Here is a 20,364-nt window from a genome sequence, read left to right as displayed (position 1 = left end):
CGATTCGGTAACCGCCTCGGTCGCCTGGATCGAATCGGTGATCACCAGCTCTTTCAACGAGCTGTTGTTGACGCGTGCCACGGCGCCGCCCGAGAGCACGCCGTGCGTCACATAGCTGACCACATCGACCGCGCCCGCATCCTTGAGCGCCTGGGCCGCGTTGCACAGGGTGCCGCCCGAGTCGACGATATCATCGATCAGGATGCAGAAGCGCCCCTCGACATTGCCGATGATGTTCATCACTTCCGATTCGCCCGGGCGCTCGCGGCGCTTGTCGACGATCGCCAGCGGCGCGTTGTCGAGGCGCTTGGCGAGCGCACGCGCGCGCACCACGCCACCCACGTCGGGCGAGACGACCATCAGCTTGTGCTCACCGAACCGCGCCTGGATGTCCGCCGCCATCACCGGCGCGGCATAGAGGTTGTCGGTGGGGATATCGAAAAAGCCCTGGATCTGCCCGGCGTGGAGATCGACCGACAGCACGCGGTCGGCGCCTGCCACGGTGATGAGGTTGGCGACCAGCTTGGCCGAGATCGGGGTGCGCGGCCCCGGCTTGCGGTCTTGCCGGGCATAGCCGAAATAGGGGATCACCGCGGTGATGCGCCGCGCCGAAGCCCGTTTCAGCGCATCGATGCAGATCAGCAGTTCCATCAGATTGTCGTTGGCGGGATAGCCGGTCGACTGGATGACGAACACATCCTCGCCGCGCACATTCTCGTGAATCTCGACGAAGATTTCCTCGTCGGCAAAGCGGCGCACGCTGGCATCGGTCAGCGGCATTTCCAGATAGGCGGCGATGGAACGCGCCAGCGGCAGATTGCTGTTGCCGGAAAGGATTTTCATGTGGCTTCCCCGTTGCCTTGATCGCGCCCGCCTTAGCCAGATGGTCCGCAAACCGGAAGATGAAACTTTGATGAAATGCAGGCGGCGGCTCGCCCCTTCCCATCAAAAGCTGTTGCCGCTCCCCTGGCCAGCCCCTATCCCGCAGCCATGACCGACCGGCTTATCATCACGCTTGTCCAGTGCGGGCAGACCATGGGCGATCTGGCACGCAATGCCGATGCGATGCTGCAGGCGCGCGCCGAGGCGCAGGATTGCGACCTTGTCGTCTTTCCCGAGTTGCAGCTGATCGGCTATCCGCCCGAAGACTTGGTGCTGAAACCGGCGCTGATCGCCCGCGCGCAGGAGCAGCTCGAGCGGCTCGCAGCGGCCACGGCCGATGGCGGTCCGGCCATGCTGGTGGGCAGCGTCTTCCAGCGCGAGGGCGCGCTTTACAACGGAATCGCGCTGCTCGACGGCGGGCAGATCGCGGCGGTGCGGCTGAAGCACGAGCTGCCGAACTATGGCACGTTCGACGAGAAGCGGCTGTTCGCCTCGGCCCCGCTGCAATCACCGGTGCCGTTCCGCGGCGTGCTGCTGGGCCTGCCGCTGTGCGAGGACATCTGGTTCCCCAGGGTATGCGGCCATCTGAAGGCGATGGGGGCTGAGCTGCTGATCGCGCCGCATGGCAGCCCTTACGAGATCGAGAAGGACGACCGCCGCCTGCACAATGTCGCCCGCGCCCGCGTCGCCGAAACCGGGCTGCCGCTGGTGTTCCTCAACCGTATCGGCGGGCAGGACGAGCTCGTGTTCGATGGCGCGTCGTTCGTGCTCAACGCCGATGGATCGCTGGCCCATCAGCTGCCCGACTGGGAGGCCGCGACGGTGCGCACCGAATGGACGCGCACGCAGAGCGGCTGGCATTGCGCGCCGGGCGAAATCCATGCGCTCGATCCGTTCCCGCAGGATGTCTATCACGCGATGATCGTGGGCTTGCGCGATTACGTGAATTCCAATGGCTTTCCCGGCGTGGTGCTGGGCCTGTCAGGCGGCATCGACAGCGCGCTGTCTGCCGCCGTCGCGGTCGATGCACTGGGCGCGGACCGGGTGTGGTGCGTGATGCTGCACAGCCGTTATACGAGCCAGGAGAGCCTCGACGATGCCGCCGAATGCGCACGGCTGCTCGGCTGTCGGCTCGACACGATCGGAATCGCACCTGCGGTCGAGGCGTTCGATGCGATGCTGGCCCCCAGCTTTGCCGGACGCGCGCCCGACCTCGCCGAAGAGAATATCCAGTCGCGCATCCGCGCGGTCACGCTGATGGGGCTGAGCAACAAGTTCGGCCCGATGCTGCTCACCACCGGCAACAAGAGCGAGATGAGCGTCGGCTATGCCACCATCTATGGCGACATGTCGGGCGGCTATAATGTGCTGAAAGACGCGTACAAGCTGACGGTGTTCGACCTGTCGCGCTGGCGCAACGCCAACAAGCCGCCGCTGGGCCTTGGCCCCGATGGCCCGGTCATGCCCGAAAGCGTCATCACCAAGCCGCCGAGCGCCGAACTGCGCCCCGACCAGCGCGACGACGACAGCCTGCCGCCCTATGAAATCCTCGACCCGATCCTGCACGGCCTGGTCGAGGAGGAACTGAGCGTCGCCGAGATCGTCGCGCGCGGCTTTGACGAGGCGACCGTCGCGCGGATCGAACGATTGCTCTACCTCGCCGAATACAAGCGCCGCCAGGCCCCGCCGGGGGTGAAGCTGGGCATCCGCAATTTCGGCCGCGACCGGCGCTATCCGATCACCAACCGGTTCCGGACGGCGTAGACGCCGCGCCGATTTTCGGCTAGAATTCTGGCCGAAAGGAATCTTATGCGCCACGTGCCCGTCGCCATCTTCAAGGACAAGGTGTCCGAATTCATCGCAGCTGCCGAGCAGGGTGATGAGATCGTCATCACGCGTCACGGCAAGGCCGCTGCCAAGCTGGTGCCGATCATCGATCAGGATGAGGTCGAAGAGCGCGGGCGCAAGGCCTGGGAGGCTCTCGCGCAATTGCGCGAAGAATTACGCGCAGAGGGCAAGACGGCGACGATCGAGGAGATGATCGCCTGGAAGAACGAGGGTCGGCGTTGAAGCTTTGCGTCATCGACGCAAGCGTCGTCGGCCCGATGATCCTCCCAGACGAAGCCCCCGACATTCCGCCGCAACTTATGCCTGTGATGGTCGAGGGGCGCGCGCTGGTTCCCCAACACTGGCGGCTTGAGGTTTTGAACCTTGGCCGTACGGCCCTGCGCCGGAAGCGAATCGATGCCCAAAGGCTCGAAAGAGCACTGAGCATCCTCTCCGACTACCGCATCCATCTGGACGACGGCACGAACCGGCATGCATGGGGGGCGTGCATGGAACTGGCGGCACGTCATGATCTGACCGCCTATGATGCGGCCTATCTGGAGCTTGCCATCCGGGCAGAAGCGCCGTTGATGACTCTCGACAAGGCGCTGGCTAAGGCCGCACGCCACGAAAAGCTGGAATTGATTGCATAATGACCATCACCCGTTTCGCCCCGTCCCCCACCGGGCATCTGCATATCGGCAATATCCGCACCGCGCTGCACAACTGGATGTGGGCGAAGAAGACCGGCGGCACGTTCATCCTGCGCATCGACGATACCGATGCCGAGCGCAGCCGCGAGGAATATGTCACCGGCATCCGCGCCGATCTTGCCTGGCTGGGGCTCTCGCCCGATGCCGAATATCGCCAGTCCGAGCGCAGCGCGCTGTACGAGGCGGCGTTCGAGCGACTGCGCGACGCGGGCCGGGTCTATCCGTGCTACGAGACCGCGCAGGAGCTCGACCTCAAGCGCAAGATCGCGCTCGGGCGCGGCCTGCCCCCGGTGTACGACCGCGCCGCGCTGAACCTCAGCTACGCCGAGCGCGCCGACCTGGAGGCGCAGGGGCTGAAACCGCACTGGCGGTTCAAGCTTGACCATGACGAAGCCATCGCCTGGGACGACCTGGTCCGCGGACCCCAGAGATTCGAGGCTACGAGCCTGTCCGATCCCGTCATCCGCCGCGCCGATGGCAGCTGGCTCTACATGCTCCCCTCCGCGATCGATGACGTCGATATGGGCATCACGCATGTCGTGCGCGGCGAGGACCATGTGTCGAACACCGCCGTCCAGCTGCAGATGTTCACCGCTCTGGGCAGCACGCCGCCGCGCTTCGCGCACGAGGCGCTGCTCACCGGCGCGGAGGGCAAGCTCTCGAAGCGGCTCGGCTCGCTCGGCGTGGGCGAGCTGCGCGACAAGCACATCTTGCCGCAGGCGATCGTCGCGCTGCTCGCGCGGCTGGGCACCTCGGACCCGGTCGAGCCGCTGCATGATCGCGCCGCGCTGCTCGAGACGTTCGATTTCGCGCGCTTCGGCCGCGCGCCCGCGCGCTTTGCCGAGGAGGATCTGGAGCGGATCAACCGCCAGCTCGTCCACAGCGCCGATCATGCTCTGGTCGCCGACCAGCTCCCGCCGGAGATCGACGAGGCGATCTGGCATGCGATTCGCCCCAATATCGCGCATCTGGGCGAGGTCGGCGATTACTGGCGGATCATCACCGGGCCGGTCGATGCGCCCGCGCCCGAGCCGGAGGACGCTGCCTATCTGGCCGAGGCGCGCAGCGTTCTGGAAGGTCTTGAATTCGGCCCCACGGTCTGGAAGGACTGGACCGAGGCCTTGAAAGCGAGCACCGGACGCAAGGGCAAGACGCTGTTCCTGCCGCTGCGCCGCGCGCTCACCGGCATGGACCATGGCCCCGACATGGCGGAGCTGCTGCCGCTGATCGGCAAGGATCGGGCGCTCGAGCGTCTGGGGGGATAGCTTGGCTTTTTGGTCCCTCGACTTGAGCCAAAGGGCCAAGTCGAGGGACGTATGCGCCGCCCGGCCAATCAGCTGCGCAGCAGCTCGTTGATGCCGGTCTTGGAGCGGGTCTGCGCGTCCACGGTCTTGACGATCACCGCGCAATAGAGCGAGGGGCCCGGCGTGCCATCGGGCAGCGGCTTGCCGGGCATCGCGCCGGGCACGACCACCGCATAGGGCGGCACCTTGCCGTAATGCACCTCGCCGGTGGCGCGATCGACGATCTTGGTCGACGCACCCAGATACACGCCCATCGAGAGCACCGCGCCCTCGCCGACGATCACGCCCTCGGCCACTTCCGAACGCGCGCCGATGAAGCAATTATCCTCGATGATCACCGGTCCGGCCTGGAGCGGTTCGAGCACGCCGCCGATGCCGACGCCGCCCGAGATGTGCACGTTGCGACCGATCTGCGCGCAGCTGCCGACGGTGGCCCAGGTATCGACCATCGTGCCTTCGCCGACATGCGCACCGATATTGACGAAGCTGGGCATTAGCACCGCGTCCTTGGCGATGAACGCACCGCGGCGTGCCACGGCACCGGGAACAGCGCGGAATCCTGCCGCCTTGAATTCGTCCGCGCTCCAGCCGTCGAACTTGCTCGGCACCTTGTCCCACCAGCTCGCGCCGCCCGGCGCGCCGCTGATCAGGTCCATCGGGTTCAAGCGGAACGAGAGCAGCACCGCCTTCTTGAGCCACTGGTTGACCTGCCAGCCGCCCTGACCATCGGGCTCGGCGACGCGCGCCGCACCGCTGTCGAGCAGGTTCAGCGCTTCGAGGACGTCGGCGCGCACGGGGCTGTCGGCGCCGGTGTCGAGGCTGTCGCGGCCTTCCCAGGCGGCTTCGATACGGGCTTGCAGGGTATCGGTCATGCAGAAGTCTCCTCGGTCAGCGCCGCGAGCCACTCGCCCAGCGCGGTAATTTCATGGTCGATATAGTCGTGATCGTGCTCGTGATTGCCGCCGTCCGAGCCGTTGTTCATCCACACCGTGGTCATGCCGAGCTGCTTGGCGGGCCTGAGGTTGCGCGCCAGATCGTCGACGAACAGGGCCGACGCCGGATCGATGTCGAGCGCATCGACCAGGCTCGCATAGGCGGCGGCATCGGGCTTGGGCCGGTATTGCGTCGCGTGAATGTCGTGGATCGCCTCGAACTGGTCCACGAGCCCCAGCCGGTCAAGCACGCGCGATGCATATTTGACATCGCCATTGGTGAAGATGAGCTTGCGCCCCGGCAGCCGAGACAGGCCCTGCGCGGTGATCGAGCAGGGCGAAACGCGGCCCATGTCGATATCGTGCACATAATCGAGGAAATGGTGCGGATCGACGCCATGGTCGAGCATGAGACCCGCCAGCGTCGTGCCGTGCCGGTAGTAATAATCCTTCTGGATGCGCCGGGCCTCGACCAGATCGACCTTCATCAGCTCGGACACATATTGCCCCATGCGCTCGTCGATCAGCGCGAACAGGTCGGTCTCCGCCGGGTAGAGCGTGTTGTCCAGATCGAAGATCCAGGTGCGGACATGATCGAAGGGCGGGCGCATGATGGCCAAAGCGCCTAGACCGGCTGAGGCGCATCGGCAAGCCGCCATTCGGCCTGCACGGACGGATCGGATTCGCTCGCTGCCCGGTTGGCGCGTTCCGCCATCGCCCGCGCCGGATCGAGCCGCCCCAGTGCCCAGACCGCCGCGCCGCGCACCACCGGATCGGGATCATCGAGCAGCGCGGTGACCGGCGCGACCAGCGCCGCATCGCCGCTATTGCCCGCCGCGACAGCCGCATTGCGTACCATCCGCCCGCGCCCGCTGCGCTTGATCGGTGAGCCCGAGAACAGCGCGCGGAAACCGGCATCGTCGAGTGCCAGCAGATCGGCGAGCGAGGGCGCAACCAGCTCGGCGCGCGGCAGGAAGGCCCGGTTGCGGTGCGCGGCATCGGCGAACTTGTTCCACGGGCAGACCGCGAGGCAATCGTCGCAGCCGTACACATGGTTGCCGATGCCTTCGCGCAGCTCGAGCGGAATCGGCCCGGCATGCTCGATCGTCAGATACGAGATGCAGCGGCGGGCATCGAGCCGATAGGGCGCCGGAAACGCATCGGTCGGGCACACCGTCTGGCAGGCGGTGCACGATCCGCAGCGGTCGCGCCCCGCGCCGCTCGGCGCGAGCTCGAGCGTGGTATAGATCGCGCCGAGGAACAGCCAGCTGCCATGGCTGCGGCTGACCAGGTTGGTATGCTTGCCCTGCCAGCCGAGGCCCGCGGCCATCGCGAGCGGCTTTTCCATCACCGGCGCGGTATCGACGAACACCTTCACCTCGGCGTCGCTCACCTGCTCGACGATCCAGCGCGCGAGTGCCTTGAGCGCGGACTTGACCGTCTTGTGATAATCGCCGCCCTGCGCATAGACCGAGATGCGCGCGCGATCGGGATGCTCGGCCAGCGCGAACGGATCGCGCCCCGGCGCATAGCTCATCCCTAGCATGATCACCGAGCGCACATCGCTCCACAGCACCTTCGGCTCGGCGCGCTGGTCGGCGCGCCCCTCCATCCACAGCATGTCGCCATGGCAGCCACCCTCGAGCCATTGCTGGAAGCGCGCGGCATTCTCGGGGCCGAGCGTCGCGGGCGCAAAGCCGCAATTGGCAAAGCCCAGCTTCGCCGCTTCCGCCGCTATTTCCGCCTCAAGGTTTCGCTTGCCGCTCGCCATGCTCATCCGCTACCCGATTGGCGGGCCGCAACCAAGTGCGACGGCCCGCCGGAGAGACGCTTGAGCAAGGATCGCCCGTGACCGCCAACGCCATCGAAGCGCATGGCCTCGTCAAAATTTTCGGGCGGCAGCGCGCGGTGGACGGGGTGGACCTGACCGTTCCCGCCGGCAGCATCTTCGGCATTCTCGGCCCCAATGGTGCAGGCAAGACCACGACGCTGCGCATGTTGCTCGGCATTGTCGATCCCGACGAGGGGACGCGCACCCTGCTCGGCACCGATCATCCGCTCGATGTCGCGCGGCGGGTCGGCTATCTGCCCGAGGAGCGCGGGCTCTACCCTTCGATGAAGGCCTATGACGCCATCGCCTTCATGGGCGCGCTGCGCGGGCTGCCGCTCGCCGAGGGGCGCAAGCGCGGCCGCGCGATGCTCGAGGAGCATGGCCTGGGCAAGGCGGCGGACAAGGAGGTGCGCACGCTCTCCAAGGGCATGGCGCAGACGGTGCAACTGCTCGGCACTCTGGTGCACGATCCCGAGCTGATCGTGCTTGACGAGCCGTTTTCCGGCCTCGACGCGCTCAACCAGGCCAAGCTCGAACGGATGATCCGCGCCCAGGCGGCACGCGGCGTTACCGTGATCTTCTCCACGCACGTCATCGCGCATGCCGAGCGGCTGTGCGAGCGCATCGCGATCATCGCCGGCGGCAAGGTGCCCTTTGCCGGATCGGTATCCGAAGCCCGCGACCGGCTGCGCCCGCAGGTGCGGCTGGAAACGCGCGCGCTCGACGGGCCTTGGCGCGCGGCGCTGCCCGCCGATGCGGTGCCTGAGGGGCATTTCTGGCATTTCACCTTGCCCGAGACCGGGGTCGAGCCGCTGCTGCGCGCGCTGATCGAGGGCGAGGCCGGCATCCAGTCGCTGTCGATCGAGCGGCCCGGGCTGCACGATGCCTTTGTCGCCATCGCCGGGGCCGATGCCGCACGCCAGCTCGAGGAAGACCAGCAGCAGGAGAGCGCCGATGCCTGAATTGCTCCGCGCCTCCTGGGTGATCGCCCGGCGCGACTTTGCCGCGATCATCTTTTCCAAGGCGTTCTTCTTCTTCCTCCTGGGCCCGATCTTCCCGCTCGCGATCGGCATCGCGGCGGGCAGCATCGGCGGGCAGGTCGCGCGCGATATCGACAAGAACAGCTTCGCGCTGGTGATGGATGCGGCCGACAGCGCCGCCGCGCTCAAGGCGCGCACCAGCCTGGCAAAGCAGCTGGGCGAACAGCGCGTGCCGGTGCTGGTCGCGGTCCAGACCGACAATCCCGATAGCGTGATCAAATCGGGCGAGGATACGCGCTATCTGGGCGTGCTCACCGGGAGCCTGGCCGAGCCGAGGCTGATCGGCACGAAGGACGAGGTCGAGCGGTGGAAAGGCCCGCTCGAGCTACTGGTCGAGCGCGCGCGCGAAGGCGATAGTGCCGCCCCGGCGCGGATCACGACGCGGCTGGTCACCGAAAGCAGCGGCTCGGTCGAGCAGGGCCGGCTGGTCACCGCGCAGGTCGGCCAGGCGCTGCTGGTGCTGCTCACCATGCTGCTCGCAGGGATGGTGCTGTCCAACCTGGTCGAGGAAAAGACCAACAAGATCATCGAGATCCTCGCCGCCGCAGTGCCGATCGACGCGATCTTCCTCGGCAAGCTGTTCGCGATGCTGGGCATGGCGATGATCGGCATTGCCTGCTGGACCTCGCTCGCGCTCGTCGCGATCCTGCTCGCGGCCAATGGCCTGCCGCCATTGCCGATGCCCGCGATCGGCTGGCCCGCCTTCCTGGCTTTGGGCGTCGCCTATTTCGCCATGGCCTATCTGCTGCTCGGCTCGCTGTTCCTCGGCATCGGATCGATGGCGAGCACGGTGCGCGAGGTACAGACATTGTCGATGCCCGCGACCATGGGCCAGCTGGTGTTCTTCTTCCTCGCCTCGTTCTCGGTCACCCGGCTGGGCGAGCCGATCGAGCTGGTCGCGGCGATCTTTCCGTTCAGCTCGCCCTTCGCGATGCTGGCGCGCGCGGCGCAGCAGGACGTGCTGTGGCAGCACTTGCTCGCGCTTGGCTGGCAGGCCTTCTGGGTGCTGCTGCTGATCCGCTTCGGGGCAAAGCTGTTCCGCCGCAACGTGCTCAAATCGGGCGGCGGCAAGCGCGGGCTGATCGCAGGGATGTTCGCGCGCAACTGACGCAAAAAGGGCCGCGACGGCATCACGGCGCGGCCCCTTTGCTGGCTGCTGGCCAAATCAGTACATGTGCTGGCCGCCGTTGATCGACAGCGTCGATCCGGTGATGAACGCGGCTTCCTCGGCGGTCAGGAACACCACGCCGCGCGCGATTTCCTCGGCCTGGCCAAGCCGTCCGACCGGGATCTGCGCGACGATCTTGTCCATCACGTTCTGGGGAATGGTCGAGAGCATTTCGGTCGCGATATAGCCCGGCGCGATCGCGTTCGCGGTGACGCCATATTTCGCGCCTTCCATCGCCAGCGACTTGGTGAAGCCGTGGATGCCCGACTTGGCGGCGGCATAGTTGACCTGGCCGATCTGCCCGCCCTGGCCGTTGACCGAGCCGATATTGACGATGCGACCCCAGCCACGCGTGCGCATGCCGGGGAAGCACGCCTTGGCCATGTTGAAACAGCCGGACAGGTCGACGCGAATCACTTCGTCCCACTGTTCCCAGGTCATCTTCATCATCGTGGCATCACGGGTGATGCCGGCGTTGTTGACCAGGATGTCGACCGGGCCATGATCCGCCTCGATCCTGGCGACCGCGTCCATGCTCTGCTGGTGATCGCCCACATCCCATTTCTGCACCGCGATTCCGGTGCGATCGGAAAAGGCCTTTGCCGCCTCGTCATTGCCACCATAGCTGGCGATGACATGCGCGCCGGCATCCTTGAGCGCCAGGCTGATCGCCTCGCCAATGCCGCGCGTCCCGCCAGTCACGATTGCGATTCGGCCCATCTTCATCCTCCTCCTTGCCCGGAAATCGGTGCATTCGCGGCCACACTAGGAAGGCGTCGCGCGCAAGACAAGTTGACGCGGACGGGAAGTGTTAGCGGCGCAACTTCGGGTTCACGCGAAGACGCGAAGGCGCGAAGAAATCCGTTCTCCGGCGAAAGCCGGAGTCCAGAAGCGATGTAGAGCAACCGGATTCCTGGGCTCCGGCTTTCGCCGGAGAACAGCGTTCCAGATCGAGAATCTTCGCGCCTTCGCGTCTTCGCGTGAACCAAAAAAGGCGGCACCTTGCGGCACCGCCCCTTTGGTTCGACGATCGATCCCGCCGTTACTTGGTGCGCAGGCGCACAGGCAGGAACTGCGGCTGGCCGGTGCGGCGCTGGACGCGCAGCAGCACCGCCTCGCGATTGGCCGAACGTGCCTCGGCGATCACGCGGTCGACCTCGGCCGAGGTGGCGACCGGGCGGTTGTTGATCGAGAGGATCACGTCGCCCCGGCGAATGCCCTTGGTAGCGGCATCGCCCGACGGATCGACCGCCGCGACGACCACGCCCTTGAGCTCGGGCGGCACACCGATCTGGCGCGCGATCTGCGGGGTCAGTTCGGTCACAGCCATGCCCAGCGCCTGGCGTGTGGCGGTTTCGCTGTCCTGTTCGTCCTGGTCGGAGAAGTCTTCCGCCGCTTCGGGGTTGAAGGTCTGCGCGGCGAGCTCTTCCTCGCTCGGACGGCGGCCCACGGTGGCGTTGAGCGTCAGCCGCTCGCCATTGCGGATGACGACGACGGGGATGCGCTTGCCCGGCGCGGTGTTGGCGACGATGAACGACAGCGTCTGGTCGGGGGTAACATCCTTGCCATCGACCGAAACCACGACGTCGCCCGCCTTGATGCCAGCCTTTTCGGCGGCTTCACCCGGCTCGACGCGCTGGACGAATTCGCCACGGCGCTTGGGCAGGCCGAGCGATGCGGCGAGATCATCGGTCAGCGGGTTGATGCCGATGCCGAGATAGCCGCGCTCAATCGCCGAGCCGCTGCGCAGCTTCTCGACGATGGGCGCTGCGACCTCTGCGGGAATCGCGAAGCCGATGCCGACGCTGCCGCCGGTGGGCGAGATGATGGCGTTGTTGATGCCGATGACATTGCCATTGAGGTCGAACATCGGGCCGCCCGAATTGCCGCGGTTGATCGCGGCGTCGGTCTGCAGATAGCGGTCATAGGCGCCGCCCTGGCCGGTGTTGCGATAGACCGCCGAGATGATGCCCGAGGTCACCGTGCCGCCGAGGCCGAACGGGTTGCCGATCGCGATGATCCAGTCGCCGACGCGGGTCTTGGTCGAATCGCCGAAGCGCACGAACGGGAAGGGCTTGGTGCCGCTGATCTTGAGCACCGCCAGATCGGACTGCGGATCGCGGCCGATCAGCCGGGCGGGATATTCGGTGCCATCGGGCATGGTCACGGTGATCGATTCGACCGAGGCATTGCCTTCGGCGGCGATCACGTGGTTGTTGGTGACGACATAGCCATCGGCCGAAATGATGAAGCCCGATCCCAGCGACTGCGCCTCGCGCGTGCCGCCGCCACCGCCTTCGGGTGCGCCGAAAAGGCCGCCGAACGGGGTTCCGGCAAACGGGTTGTTGGGCACGCGCACGCGCTGGCGCGTCGAGATGTTGACCACCGCGGGCTGCAACTGCTCGGTCAGATCGGCAAAGCTCATCGGCGCGCCGGGACGGGGGGCTGCGGCGAGCATCGCGCTCTGGTCGTTCTGCGCCACCTGCGCGCCCAGCGGCTGGCCCGTCGCCAGAACGATCGCGCTGCCACCCAGCAAAAGGGCCGACGTCACTGCATAGGCATATCGCACGTACAAATCCTCTTCATCTACAAGAAGCGACCATCGGCGTGCCCCAGAACGCCGGAAAACCGGCACACGCCATGGCAATATTCGGTTTGCAATCCGCGCCTGAACGCAGATTGAATGATGGGCGCGGATTCACGCGCCCGGGCTCTTATCGGTTCCCCCGACCCTGAAATTCCCGCAGATATTCGTTGTTCGGCGACAGGATGATCGAGGTTTCGCCCGATCCTCCCAGGAACGTCCGCTCATAGCTCTGCATCGCGCGGTAGAATTCATAGAAGGACGCATCCTTGCCGAAGCTGTTGGCGTAGGTACGCGATGCGGATGCATCGGCCTCGGCCCGGATGATCTGGGCGTTCTTCTGGCCCTGCGCCGTGATCGTGCGCGCTTCCTGCTCGCGTGCGGTGCGCATGCGCTGGAACGCGCTCTGCAGCGGCGTGCCCTGCGGCAGGTCGGCGCGCTTGATCTGCACGTCGACGATCTGCGCGCCGTATTGCGCCGCAATGCGATCAAGCCCAGCCTGGATGCGGTCCATGATGCCGCCGCGTTCGGGGCTCAGCAAGGCGGCGAACTGGCGCTTGCCGAGCTCGTTACGCAGCGCCGAACCCAGGATCGGGCGGAGCTCCGCCGCGACGCGCTCGACGCTTCCGGCCGAGACGTACATGCGCTCGGGATCGACGATGCGGAAGCGGGCATAGGCATCGACCTCTAGCCGCAGCTGGTCGGTGGAGAGCACCTGCTGCTGCTCCATCTCGACCGCGATCACGCGCTTGTCGACCCACACGATCTGCTCGGCGAACGGAATGCGCGCGATCAGGCCCGCACCGGTCTTCCCGAATTCTTCATTGTCGCGATAGACGTTGAAGGTGCGCACCGGCTGGCCGAAGCGGACGATCACCGCCTGCTTGGTTTCGGGCACGATCGCGACCGAGCTGGCGATGACGATCAGCACCAGGGCGAGAAGGCCCAGCAGCAGCATGGGGCGTTGCATCAGGCCGTTCATCAGTTCGAGCCTCCCTGCGCACGAGGAGCTTCGACGGTTGTGCTCTCCTGCATCTTCTTGCGCAGCTCGGGCAGCGGCAGATACGGGGTCACATTGCCCGGTTCGATGATCGTTTTGTCAAGCTTGGACAGCACCCGCTCCATGGTCTCGTAATACATGCGGCGACGCGTCACTTCGGGCGCGAGGCGATATTCCTCGTACACCTTGTCGAACGCGGCGGCCTCGCCCTGGGCAGCGGCGGTGAGCTGCTGCGCATAGGCGCGCGCCTCGTTGAGATAGGTCTGCGCTTCCTGCTGCGCGGCGGACACGGCCTTGAACGCCTCGTTCACCGCTTCGGGCGGGTCGGCCTTCTTGATCGCGACGCCCTGCACCTGGATGCCCGAACGATAGCTGTCGAGCAGCTCCTTCATCCGCTGCTCAACCTTCTGCTCGACCTCGATACGGCCGGGGCCGATGGCATCGTCGAGCGTCACTTCGGCGACGCTGGCGCGCATCGCGGCTTCGGCGGCCTCGCGGATCGTCGCTTCGGGGTCGGCCAGCTGGAACAGGTAGAGCGTGGGGTCCTTGATCGTCCAGCGCACCGAATAGGCGAGATCGACGAGATTCTGGTCGCCGGTGAGGATCAGGTTTTCCTGCGTGCCTGCGGCGGGAATGTCGATGGTGCGGATGTTCTGCACGTCGACCGTCTCGAACGATTCGATCGGCGCGGGCAGCGTCAGCGCGATGCCGGGCTCGACCGTGCGCGAATAGCTGCCGAGGAAGGTGACGACGCCGCGCTCCTGCGGGCCGACGCGGTGGAAGCTCGACAGCACCAGCCAGGCGACGACGACCGCGCCGATCGCGATCGGCACATAGCTCTTGCCATTGGGACGCTTGGGCAGGCCGCCAAAGCCGCCGCCGCGGAAACCACCGCCGCCTCCGCCGCCCGGGCGACGCTTGAACAGGTCCTCGATATTGTTGGGCTTGCGGCCGCCGCTGCCGCCATTGCCGGAAGGCTGCCAGGGGTTGCGCGGACCGCCGCCGTTGGAACCGCCGCCGGTTCCGCCGCCATCGCTGCCACCCGAACCGGAATCGCCGGAGCCGCCCGAACCTCCCGATCCGCTGCCCCAGGGGCTGTTATTGGCCATCGTCAATATGCGGGGGAACCACCCGGTCAGTCTTGTCATAGGACCTTTATAGGTTGTGCCTTCGCAAAAAACAGGGGGTTCGTGCGCTTGTATTGTGCGTTGACCCGCATTTCGTCTAGGCGGGGCGGAGCGATCACGAGCAGAGCTGGCTCGGGGGCGCACACCGCTTCATGCGCGAGGAACTGATGGCAGAGCTGAACGAGATCGAGGCCGTAGCGGCAGGCGCCAGCGAAGGACGCGCCAGCGCGGTCAAGCTGCGCGATGGCGGCGTGGTATCGCTGGTGCTCGACGTGGCAGGGCTCGAGCCGCTTGCGCGCGACAGACTGGAGATTGCGGTCAAGGGCGCGTTGCTCAAGCTCGAGGGTGTGAGCAAGGTGCAGGTCGCGATGACCGCCGAGCGTCGCCCGCCCCGGCTGATCGTGGTGGGCTCTGGCAAGGGCGGGGTCGGCAAGTCGACCTTTTCGGCCAATCTCGCGGTCGCACTGCACCGTGCCGGGCGCAAGGTCGGGCTGGTCGATGCCGATATCTATGGTCCGTCGCAGCCGCGCCTGTTCGATTGCGAGGATGTGAAGCCCACCGCGCGCGACCAGAAGCTGGTGCCAGTGCCCAATGATTATGGCGTGCCGATCCTCTCTATGGGGCATCTGGTGCAGCCGGGCCAGGCGATCGCGTGGCGCGGGCCGATGGCGGGCAATGCGCTGGGCCAGCTGATCGACGCGCATTGGGGCGACGTGACCGACATCATCGTCGACCTGCCGCCGGGCACGGGCGACGTGCAGCTTTCCATGCTGCAGAAGCACAAGCCCGCCGGCGCGGTGATCGTGTCCACCCCGCAGGATCTGGCATTGATGGACGCGGTGCGCGCGATCAGCCTGTTCGAACAGGGCAGCGTTCCCATCATCGGGCTGATCGAGAACATGGCCGGCTATGTCTGCCCACATTGCGGCGAGCTGTCCGATCCGTTCGGCATCGGCGGCGCGGAAGCGGCGGCCAAGTCGATGAACCTGCCGTTTCTTGGCCGGGTGCCGCTCGACATGGCGATCCGCAAGTCATCGGACGCGGGCGTGCCGCCGGCCTCGGGCGAGGGGCTGATCGCCGATGCGTTCGGCAGCATCGCCGCGCGCATCTCGACCTGGATCGACAACCGCTTCGGTAAGGCGGGCTGAGCGACCATGGCGCTGATCACGCGGCGCGGGCTGCTGATCACGGCGGCGGCCGGGGCGGGATTGACCGTCGCCTGGGCACTTTGGCCGCGCCGCTATGACGATTCGCCCGGCTTTGCCGAAGGCGAGGCGGCCTTCGGCGCGTTCCTGCGCATCGCCACCAACGGCACGGTGATCGTCGGCAATCCGCATTGCGAAATGGGCCAAGGCGTGGGTACCGTGCTCGCGCAGATCGTGGCGGAAGAGCTGGGCGCGGACTGGCGCACGATCGCACTCGAACCCGCGCCGCCCGTTCCGGTCTTTGCCAACAACCGGCTGGCGAGCGAATGGATGCCACTGCTGATGCCGAGCGGATGGACGCTTCAGCCCGACGAGAACGACATCCTGATCCGCCGCTGGGCGGCGATGCGCGATTTTGTCGTAACCGCAGGCGATACCGAAGTGATCGCGTACGAGCCGAGCTATCGTGCCGCAGCGGCGACCGCGCGCGCGATGCTGTGCCAGGCGGCGGCGGATCGCTGGGGTGCTGCGGTCGAGGAAACCGATACCCGCGACGGGTTCGTCGTCTGGGGCAACGAGAAGCTGCGCTTTGCCGAGCTGGCCGAAGAAGCGGTGGGCTATCCCGTGCCCAGCCCGGCGCCGTTGCGCACCACCCTGCCCGGCAATGTCCGCGCCGAACCGATCGGCGATGCGCCACCGTTCGCGCGGCTCGACCTGCCCGCCAAGGTCGATGGCAGCGCCAGCTTTGCGGGTGATGTGCGCCTGCCCGACATGGTCTATGCCGCGATCCGCCAGGGGCCGGTCGGCGCGGTGCGTCTCGAAAGCGTCAGCCGCAAGCCGGCGGACGGTGTCACCGGACTGATCGACGTGGTCCAGGGCGAGGACTGGGTGGCGGCGGTCGCAACCAGCTGGTGGGGCGCGGACAAGGCGGTGCGGCTATTGCGCCCGCGCTTCGCGCATATCGGCGGAAAGCTTAGCGGCGAACAGATTGCCGAGCGGCTCGACAAGGCGCTCGACGGGCCGGACAAGGGCGGACGAACCGGCTACCGGATGTTCGCGCGCGGCGAGGAGGATGCAGGCTTTGCCTCCGCCAAGGGGCTGGCGGCGCGCTACGCCATCGCCGCCGCGCCGCATGCGACGCTGGAGACGGGCGCCGTCACCGCGCGCTTTGCCGACAACCGGCTGGAGCTATGGGTCGCGAGCCAGGCCCCGCAGGTCGCGCGCCGCCGCGCCGCCGCCGCGCTCGGCATTCCTCTTGCCAATGTGCAGATCTATCCGATGCCCGCAGGCGGATCCTTCGACCGCAGGCTCGACGACGATCTGGTCGCCCCTGCCGCGATCCTCGCGCGCGATCTGCGCCGCCCGGTGCAGCTCATGCGCTCGCGCCTGGAGGAATCCGCGCGCGACCCGGTGCGCACGCCCGCCGCCGCGCGCGTCGCCGCGCTGACCGACACCGAGGCGAACATCCGCGCGCTTTCTATCAAGATTGCCTGCCCGCCCAGCGCACGCGAATTCGCGCAGCGGCTGTTCGAGGACGCGCGTCCGACGGACGCGATCGAGACGACCAGCGGCGAAGCCGACCGCATGGCGGTGGCAGGCGCGATGGTGCCCTATGACATCCCGCATCTCGCGATCGACCATTATCCGGTGCGCATCGACGTGCCGACGGGGCGCTGGCGCGGCAACGCGGCAAGCTATGGCGTGTTCGTCACCGAAACCTTTATCGACGAGCTGGCATCGCGCGGACGGCGCGAGCCCTTGTCCTACCGGGTGCAGATGCTGGGCCAGAATATCCGCCTCGCCAATTGCCTCACCCGCGTCGCGGGGCTGGGCGAATGGGATGGCGGCATGGACAATAGCGGCCAGGGCGTCGCCTGCTGTTCGTGGAACGGCGCGCATATCGCGGTGATCGCCAGCGCCTCGCGCGCGAGCGACGGCGCGCAGGGCGGCACCGGGCGCGGCGGCTTCCGGGTGGAGCGGCTTTCCGCCGTGGTCGATGCCGGACGCATCATCAATCACGACATAGCCTTGCAACAGATAGAGGGCGGCATGATATTCGGCCTTGCTATGGCGATGGGGTGCGCCACCGGCTGGACCGATGGCTATCCCGATGCCAGAGCGCTCAATGACCTTTCCCTGCCGCTGCTCGCGGACATTCCGGAGATCCGTGTGGACCTTATCGAAAGCCAGGAGCCGCCTGCGGGGCTGGGCGAGATCGGCGTGCCCGCCGTGGCGCCTGCCATCGCCAATGCGCTCGCTTCGGCAACCGGCCTGCGCCTTCGCCAGCTGCCCCTGCTGTCAGGTGGCCTGTGAGCGATAGCGAAATTTCCCGGTCGGGCATGGCACCGCCGCCCGAGCATCCGCCGATCCTGAAGCCGAAGGTCGGCGTGCTGCTGATCAACCTCGGCACGCCCGCAGCCCCGACGACCAAGGCGGTGCGCGATTATCTGGGCGAGTTCCTCTCGGACAAGCGCGTGGTCGAGATCCCCGCGATCGTCTGGCAGCCGCTGCTGCGCGGCGTCATCTTGAACACCCGGCCGCAGAAATCCGCCGCCGCCTATGCCGAGGTTTGGACCGATCACGGATCGCCGCTGATGGTCTATTCGCGCCGCCAGACCGAGGCGCTGCAGGAGCGGCTGGGCGAAGGCGTGCTGGTCGATCTGGCGATGCGCTATGGCCAGCCCTCGATCGAATCGCGGATCAAGGCGATGAAGGACGCCGGATGCGACCGCATCCTGCTCGCCCCGCTCTACCCGCAATATTCGGGCGCGACCACCGGCACCGCCAACGACAAGGCGTTCGAGGTGCTGCAGGCGATGCGCTGGCAGCCCGCGATCCGCACCTTGCCTGCCTATCATGACGATCCGGCGCATATCGATGCCTTGAAGCGCAATATCGAGCACGCGATCGCCTCGCTCGATTTCGAGCCCGAGGAGATCGTCACCAGCTTCCACGGCATGCCGCTGCGCACGCTGCATCTGGGCGATCCCTATCACTGCCAGTGCCGCAAGACCGCGCGCCTGCTGAGCGAGGCGATGGGGCGCAACCTGATCGTCTCGTTCCAGTCGCGCTTCGGCCGCGCCAAATGGCTCGAGCCTGCGACCGACGCGACGCTCGAGGCCTTGGGGCGCAAGGGCGTCAAGCGCATCGCCATCGTCGCGCCGGGCTTCTCGGTCGATTGCCTCGAAACGCTCGAGGAGCTGGCGATCCAGGGCCGCGAGCAGTTCGAGCATGCAGGCGGCGAGAAATTCGCGTACCTGCCGTGCCTCAATGCCAGCGCCGAGGGGATGGACATGCTCGAGACGCTGGTGCGGCGGGAGCTCGCGGGCTGGATTTGAGGCGGGCTGGGTTTGAGCGAATCCCGCAGCGCCTGGCCCTTCACCCCCGCCCGCTCAGCCTGAGCCTGTCGAAGGCCTCCACCGCCGCTCCGACCAATCCACACGTCACCCCCGCGCAGGCGGGGGTCCCGCTTTCTCGGATCGATCGGCACAAGCAAGCGGGATTCCCGCATTCGCGGGAATGACGATGGTGTGATTGGAACCCTTGGCGCGGGGCCTTCGGCAGGCTCAGGCTGAGCGGCGGTGGTCACAGTTTACACACCCTCGCCCTCGACTTGCCCCCATCGGCGCGGCATACCGGCCCCAGCACGATCAGCAGGGGAATGGCATGTCCGACATCTTTCTAGGCCTGGGCGGCGGCGAGAAGCAGATGCTCGTCCTGTCGCGCGCGAACCGGCACGGGATGATCGCGGGGGCGACCGGCACCGGCAAGACCGTCACGCTGCAGGGCATTGCCGAGAGCTTCTCCGCCGAGGGCGTGCCTGTCTTCGTCGCCGACGTGAAGGGCGACCTGGCCGGCATCGCGATGCCCGGATCGCCCACGCACAAGAACCACGACAAGCTGGTCGCCCGCGCGGCGGAAATCGGGCTGGAGGGCTTTGCCTATTCGGATAACCCGGCGGTGTTCTGGGATCTGTACGGCGAGCAGGGCCACCCCATTCGCACGACGATCAGCGAAATGGGGCCGCTGCTGCTGGCGCGGTTGATGGGCCTCAACGATACGCAGGAAGGCGTGCTCAACATCGCCTTCCGCTATGCCGACGAACAGGGGCTGTTGCTGCTCGATCTGGCCGATCTGCAAGCGGTGCTGGCCTATACGGCGGAGAACGCAAGCGAGCTGTCGGCGCGGTTCGGCAATGTCACCAAGGCCAGCGTCGGCACCATCCAGCGCCAGCTGCTCCAGCTCGAAAGCCAGGGCGCGGCGCAGTTCTTCGGCGAACCGGCGCTGGAGATCGACGATTTCCTGCGCTGCGACGACCAGGGCCGCGGCTATATCAACGTGCTCGCCGCCGACAAGCTGATGCAGAGCCCCAAGCTCTACGCCACCTTCCTGCTCTGGCTGCTGTCCGAACTGTTCGAGACGCTTCCCGAAGTCGGCGACCCCGACAAGCCCAAGCTCGTCTTCTTCTTCGACGAGGCGCATCTGCTGTTCGATGATGTGCCGGAAGCGCTGGAAGAGAAGATCGAGCAGGTCGTGCGCCTGATCCGCTCCAAGGGCGTCGGCGTCTATTTCATCACCCAGAACCCGATCGACATTCCCGAAAAGGTCGCAGGCCAGCTCGGCAACCGCGTGCAGCACGCGCTGCGCGCCTTCACCCCGCGCGACCAGAAGGCGATCAAGGCCGCGGCGGACACCTTCCGCATCAACCCCGATCTCGATGTCGCCACCGCGATCACCGAGCTCAAGGTCGGCGAAGCCTTGGTCTCGACGCTGCTGGAGGGCGGATCAGCGTGCGCTGGGTGATCGAGGGC

At 66.7% G+C, this 20,364-nt stretch carries 17 protein-coding genes and 1 pseudogene; 10 read left to right on the top strand and 8 right to left on the bottom strand.

Annotated features, from left to right (window positions below):
- A partial coding sequence (locus AX735_RS16885; protein WP_066282589.1) for a ribose-phosphate pyrophosphokinase occupies positions 1–843 on the bottom strand: 843 nt, incomplete at its 3' end.
- Positions 844–990: 147 nt separating this feature from the next.
- Between AX735_RS16885 and AX735_RS16880 the strand changes: the two genes are divergently transcribed.
- The 4 genes from AX735_RS16880 to gltX are packed head-to-tail and all read left to right on the top strand — an operon-like array spanning position 991 to position 4,687.
- On the top strand, positions 991–2,646 hold the full coding sequence (locus AX735_RS16880) for an NAD+ synthase (protein ID WP_066282587.1): 1,656 nt from the start codon (positions 991–993) through the stop codon (positions 2,644–2,646).
- Positions 2,647–2,691: 45 nt separating this feature from the next.
- Entirely contained in the window at positions 2,692–2,952 is a 261-nt protein-coding gene (locus AX735_RS16875; protein ID WP_066282584.1) for a type II toxin-antitoxin system Phd/YefM family antitoxin, read from the top strand.
- Entirely contained in the window at positions 2,949–3,362 is a 414-nt protein-coding gene (locus AX735_RS16870; RefSeq protein ID WP_137776193.1) for a type II toxin-antitoxin system VapC family toxin, read from the top strand. Before AX735_RS16875 ends, AX735_RS16870 begins: the two co-directional genes overlap by 4 nt.
- The gene (gltX, locus tag AX735_RS16865; RefSeq protein WP_066282578.1) at positions 3,362–4,687 is read left to right on the top strand and encodes a glutamate--tRNA ligase; all 1,326 of its coding nucleotides are present in this window, start codon (positions 3,362–3,364) and stop codon (positions 4,685–4,687) included. The genes AX735_RS16870 and gltX overlap by 1 nt, the downstream gene beginning before the upstream one ends.
- 68 nt (positions 4,688–4,755) lie before the next feature.
- Here the strand turns inward: gltX and dapD are convergent, their stop codons facing one another.
- From dapD to queG, 3 genes are read right to left on the bottom strand one after another with little or no spacing between them, the layout of a single operon-like run.
- Positions 4,756–5,598, bottom strand: coding sequence for a 2,3,4,5-tetrahydropyridine-2,6-dicarboxylate N-succinyltransferase (dapD, locus tag AX735_RS16860; protein WP_066282576.1), 843 nt, complete (start codon positions 5,596–5,598; stop codon positions 4,756–4,758).
- On the bottom strand, positions 5,595–6,269 hold the full coding sequence (locus tag AX735_RS16855; protein ID WP_066282605.1) for a pyrimidine 5'-nucleotidase: 675 nt from the start codon (positions 6,267–6,269) through the stop codon (positions 5,595–5,597). Before AX735_RS16855 ends, dapD begins: the two co-directional genes overlap by 4 nt.
- A gap of 14 nt (positions 6,270–6,283) precedes the next feature.
- The gene (gene queG, locus AX735_RS16850) at positions 6,284–7,429 is read right to left on the bottom strand and encodes a tRNA epoxyqueuosine(34) reductase QueG (protein WP_066282599.1); all 1,146 of its coding nucleotides are present in this window, start codon (positions 7,427–7,429) and stop codon (positions 6,284–6,286) included.
- A 77-nt stretch (positions 7,430–7,506) separates the two neighbouring features.
- Between queG and AX735_RS16845 the strand changes: the two genes are divergently transcribed.
- Together AX735_RS16845 and AX735_RS16840 are read left to right on the top strand one after the other, a co-directional pair.
- Entirely contained in the window at positions 7,507–8,451 is a 945-nt protein-coding gene (locus AX735_RS16845; protein ID WP_066282568.1) for an ABC transporter ATP-binding protein, read from the top strand.
- Complete coding sequence (locus tag AX735_RS16840; protein WP_066282564.1) at positions 8,444–9,637, top strand: ABC transporter permease; 1,194 nt, start codon at positions 8,444–8,446, stop codon at positions 9,635–9,637. Before AX735_RS16845 ends, AX735_RS16840 begins: the two co-directional genes overlap by 8 nt.
- A gap of 57 nt (positions 9,638–9,694) precedes the next feature.
- Here the strand turns inward: AX735_RS16840 and phbB are convergent, their stop codons facing one another.
- The 4 genes from phbB to hflK all read right to left on the bottom strand — a co-directional run bounded on the left by phbB (position 9,695) and on the right by hflK (position 14,429).
- Positions 9,695–10,417 (bottom strand): acetoacetyl-CoA reductase, encoded by a 723-nt coding sequence (gene phbB, locus AX735_RS16835; protein WP_066282596.1) that lies wholly within the window; start codon positions 10,415–10,417, stop codon positions 9,695–9,697.
- Positions 10,418–10,739: 322 nt separating this feature from the next.
- Positions 10,740–12,266, bottom strand: a complete 1,527-nt coding sequence (locus AX735_RS16830) for a Do family serine endopeptidase (protein ID WP_171007843.1) — start codon at positions 12,264–12,266, stop codon at positions 10,740–10,742.
- 145 nt (positions 12,267–12,411) lie between these two features.
- On the bottom strand, positions 12,412–13,251 hold the full coding sequence (gene hflC / locus AX735_RS16825; protein WP_420542527.1) for a protease modulator HflC: 840 nt from the start codon (positions 13,249–13,251) through the stop codon (positions 12,412–12,414).
- Between the two features lie 11 nt (positions 13,252–13,262).
- Positions 13,263–14,429 carry an FtsH protease activity modulator HflK gene (gene hflK, locus AX735_RS16820; RefSeq protein ID WP_066282554.1) on the bottom strand — a complete coding sequence of 389 codons (1,167 nt, stop codon included), beginning with the start codon at positions 14,427–14,429 and terminating at the stop codon, positions 13,263–13,265.
- Positions 14,430–14,575: 146 nt separating this feature from the next.
- Between hflK and AX735_RS16815 the strand changes: the two genes are divergently transcribed.
- From AX735_RS16815 to AX735_RS16800, 4 genes and pseudogenes are all read left to right on the top strand, one after another.
- Entirely contained in the window at positions 14,576–15,556 is a 981-nt protein-coding gene (locus AX735_RS16815) for an Mrp/NBP35 family ATP-binding protein (protein WP_066282591.1), read from the top strand.
- A gap of 6 nt (positions 15,557–15,562) precedes the next feature.
- Positions 15,563–17,866, top strand: coding sequence for a molybdopterin cofactor-binding domain-containing protein (locus tag AX735_RS16810; RefSeq protein WP_066282552.1), 2,304 nt, complete (start codon positions 15,563–15,565; stop codon positions 17,864–17,866).
- A gap of 26 nt (positions 17,867–17,892) precedes the next feature.
- The gene (gene hemH / locus AX735_RS16805) at positions 17,893–18,891 is read left to right on the top strand and encodes a ferrochelatase (RefSeq protein ID WP_066282549.1); all 999 of its coding nucleotides are present in this window, start codon (positions 17,893–17,895) and stop codon (positions 18,889–18,891) included.
- A 328-nt stretch (positions 18,892–19,219) separates the two neighbouring features.
- A pseudogene (locus tag AX735_RS16800) lies at positions 19,220–20,341 on the top strand (helicase HerA-like domain-containing protein); the annotation flags it as partial.
- Positions 20,342–20,364 lie beyond the last annotated feature (23 nt).

Source organism: Blastomonas sp. CCH1-A6, assembly GCF_001556365.1.
GTDB classification, from domain to species: Bacteria; Pseudomonadota; Alphaproteobacteria; order Sphingomonadales; family Sphingomonadaceae; genus Blastomonas; species Blastomonas ursincola.
Note: the sequence above shows the minus strand (reverse complement) of the source record. Positions and strands in the feature narration are given on the sequence as shown.